This window comes from Komagataeibacter kakiaceti JCM 25156 (assembly GCF_000613305.1).
Window position 1 is genome coordinate 1 of record NZ_BAIO01000321.1, and the last position, 2724, is coordinate 2724.

Below are 2724 nucleotides of genomic sequence, written 5' to 3' on the forward strand. Positions count from 1 at the left end.
TCCCGCCCCTGCGCGCGCGCTGGCCGGATCTGCGGCTGCACATCATCGGCGGGTTGCAGACCAACAAGGCGGCGGAAGCGGTCAGGATAGCGGACATGATCGAAAGTCTCGACCGGCCCGCCCTGTCAGATGCGATCGCGCGCGCGGGGGAACGGGCGGGCAGGCTCCCGGACCTGCTGGTACAGGTCAATACCGGCGATGAAACCCAGAAATCCGGCGTAAGGCTGGAAGAGGCCGATGACTTCATCGATCACAGCCGCGCCCGCTTTGGCGCGGCGGTAAAGGGGCTTATGTGCATCCCCCCGCATGACCAGGATCCGGCGCCGCATTTCCGCCTGCTGGCCGACATGGCGGCGCGGCACGGGCTGGCGGTGGTGTCCATGGGCATGTCCGCCGATTTCGAGACCGCCATCGCCTGCGGCGCCACGCTGGTGCGGGTGGCAGCGCGATTTTCGGGGCGCGGCCCGCGCACCCCTGAAACCGGGGGAATGGCACCTGAGCGGACAGGCCCCTTGCTGCGCATGGGGTGAGACGGTAATGCGGAACTATCCGGTCGCGATCCCATGCCGGTTTTCTGTCTTTATTGCCGCGGAGCCGTCACGACATGACGCAACCCACGGGGCCTGCTGCCCCCGGACCCCAGACGACGCCCGCTGGCGGTGATCCTGCCGCCAGCGCCGCCAACACTCCGGCGCCGCCCCAGATTACCGAATATGGCGCCGACCAGCACGAACATGCCGCCAATCCGGTCGGTTTCGCCGCGCTGCTGGGCGTTCTGGGCGTGGTGTTCGGTGATATCGGCACAAGCCCGATCTACGCCCTGCGTTCGACCATCATGGTCGTATCGCAGCACCATAAGATCGAGCCGTGGGAAGTGCTGGGCGTTCTCAGCCTGATCATCTGGTCACTGTTCCTGATCGTTACGGTGAAATACGTCATCCTGATCATGCGCGCCGACCATAATGGCGAGGGCGGGATCATCTCGCTCATGTCCCTCGCCCAGCGCGTGGCGCCCAGCACCCGGCTGCGCATCGCGCTGGGCATGGTGGGAATCGGCGGGGCGTGCCTGTTCTTCGGCGATGGCATGATCACGCCCGCGATTTCCGTCCTCTCCGCCGTGGAGGGGCTGGAAGTCAGCTTCCCCGCCGCGCATGACCTTGTCATTCCCATCGCGCTTTTGGTGCTGGTCGGGCTGTTTTCGGTGCAGAGCTACGGCACGGGCAAGGTCGGCACCATATTCGGCCCGATCATGCTGGTGTGGTTCAGCCTGCTGGGCATACTGGGCGGGTTGCAGATCCTGCACCACCCCGCCGTCCTGCTGGCCATATCGCCCACCTATGCGGTGCAGTTCATCGTCTATCACGGGTGGCTGTCATTCATCGCGCTTGGTTCGGTCGTGCTGTCCGTCACGGGGGCGGAGGCGCTTTATGCCGACATGGGGCATTTCGGCCGCCAGCCCATCCGCTACGCATGGCTGTTCTGCGTGCTGCCCTGCCTGGCGCTGAACTATCTGGGCCAGGGGGCGCTGATCATCCACGACCCGGCGGCGCTGGAAAATCCCTTCTTCCTGCTTGGCCCGCACTGGCTGCAGGTGCCGATGATCATCCTGTCGACCATGGCCACGGTCATCGCCAGCCAGGCGGGCATTTCGGGCGGGTTCTCGCTATGCCGCCAGATCATCCAGCTTGGCTACCTGCCGCGCATGCGCGTGACCCACACGAATGCCGAGGAAGAGGGCCAGATCTACCTGCCGAGTTCAACCGCTTCCTCATGATCGGCGCGCTGCTGCTGGTGCTGAGCTTCCGCAGTTCGGATGCGCTGGCCTCGGCCTACGGCATCGCGGTGACCGGCACCTTCATGTGTACCTGCGTGCTGGCGATGGTGGTGTTCCGCAGGCTGTACCACTGGTCCCGCCCGGCCGCGATCGCGACGTTCGGCGGCTTTTTCGTGCTCGACAGCACGTTCTTCGCCTCCAACGCGCTCAAGATCCCGCAGGCGGCTGGGTGCCGGTGCTGCTGGGCATCGTGCTGACACTTATGATGACGACGTGGAAGAAGGGCCGCCAGCTTCTCATGAACCGGCAGAAGCAGGACAGCATGCCGATGAATTCGTTCCTGGCCCGCCTGCCGCAGTCCCGCATCATCCGCGTGCCGGGAACCGCCGTCTACATGACCGGCAACCCGGATTTCGTGCCGGCCTGCCTGCTGCACAACCTCAAGCATAACAAGGTCCTGCATGACCATGTGCTGTTCGTGACCGTGCAGACGCTGGACCAGCCCGAAGCCGACCACGGGCACCGCGTGGCGTTGCAGGAAGTGGCCCCGGACATCTACCGCATCATCCTGCGCTACGGCTTCATGGAAATGCCCAACCTGCCCCGCGCGCTGGAAGACCTCAAGGCCAGCGGCCTCGATTTCGACGCCCTTCAGGCTTCCTACTTCACCAGCCGTGAGCTTCTGGTCCGCTCCTCCGTGCCCAAGATGTCGCGGTGGCGCATGTCGCTGTTCCTGCTCATGGCGCGCAACGCCACGCCCGCCACGGAATTCTTCCGCATCCCGCCGGATCGCGTGGTGGAGCTGGGCGTGCGGCTGGCGATCTGAGCCGCGTGCCCGCGCCCATGGACAGGGAAGAACCGCTGGCGCTGTACGTGCACTGGCCGTTCTGCCTGTCCAAATGCCCGTACTGTGATTTCAACAGCCATGTGCGCGATGAAATCCCGCGCGC

The 2724-nt window shown here is 65.1% G+C and carries 2 pseudogenes; both read left to right on the forward strand.

What is annotated here, in order from left to right:
* Positions 1-478: pseudogene (locus tag JCM25156_RS13040) on the forward strand (YggS family pyridoxal phosphate enzyme); the annotation flags it as partial.
* A gap of 126 nt (positions 479-604) precedes the next feature.
* Positions 605-2600, forward strand: a pseudogene (locus tag JCM25156_RS24305) (KUP/HAK/KT family potassium transporter).
* The last annotated feature ends 124 nt before the right edge of the window (positions 2601-2724 follow it).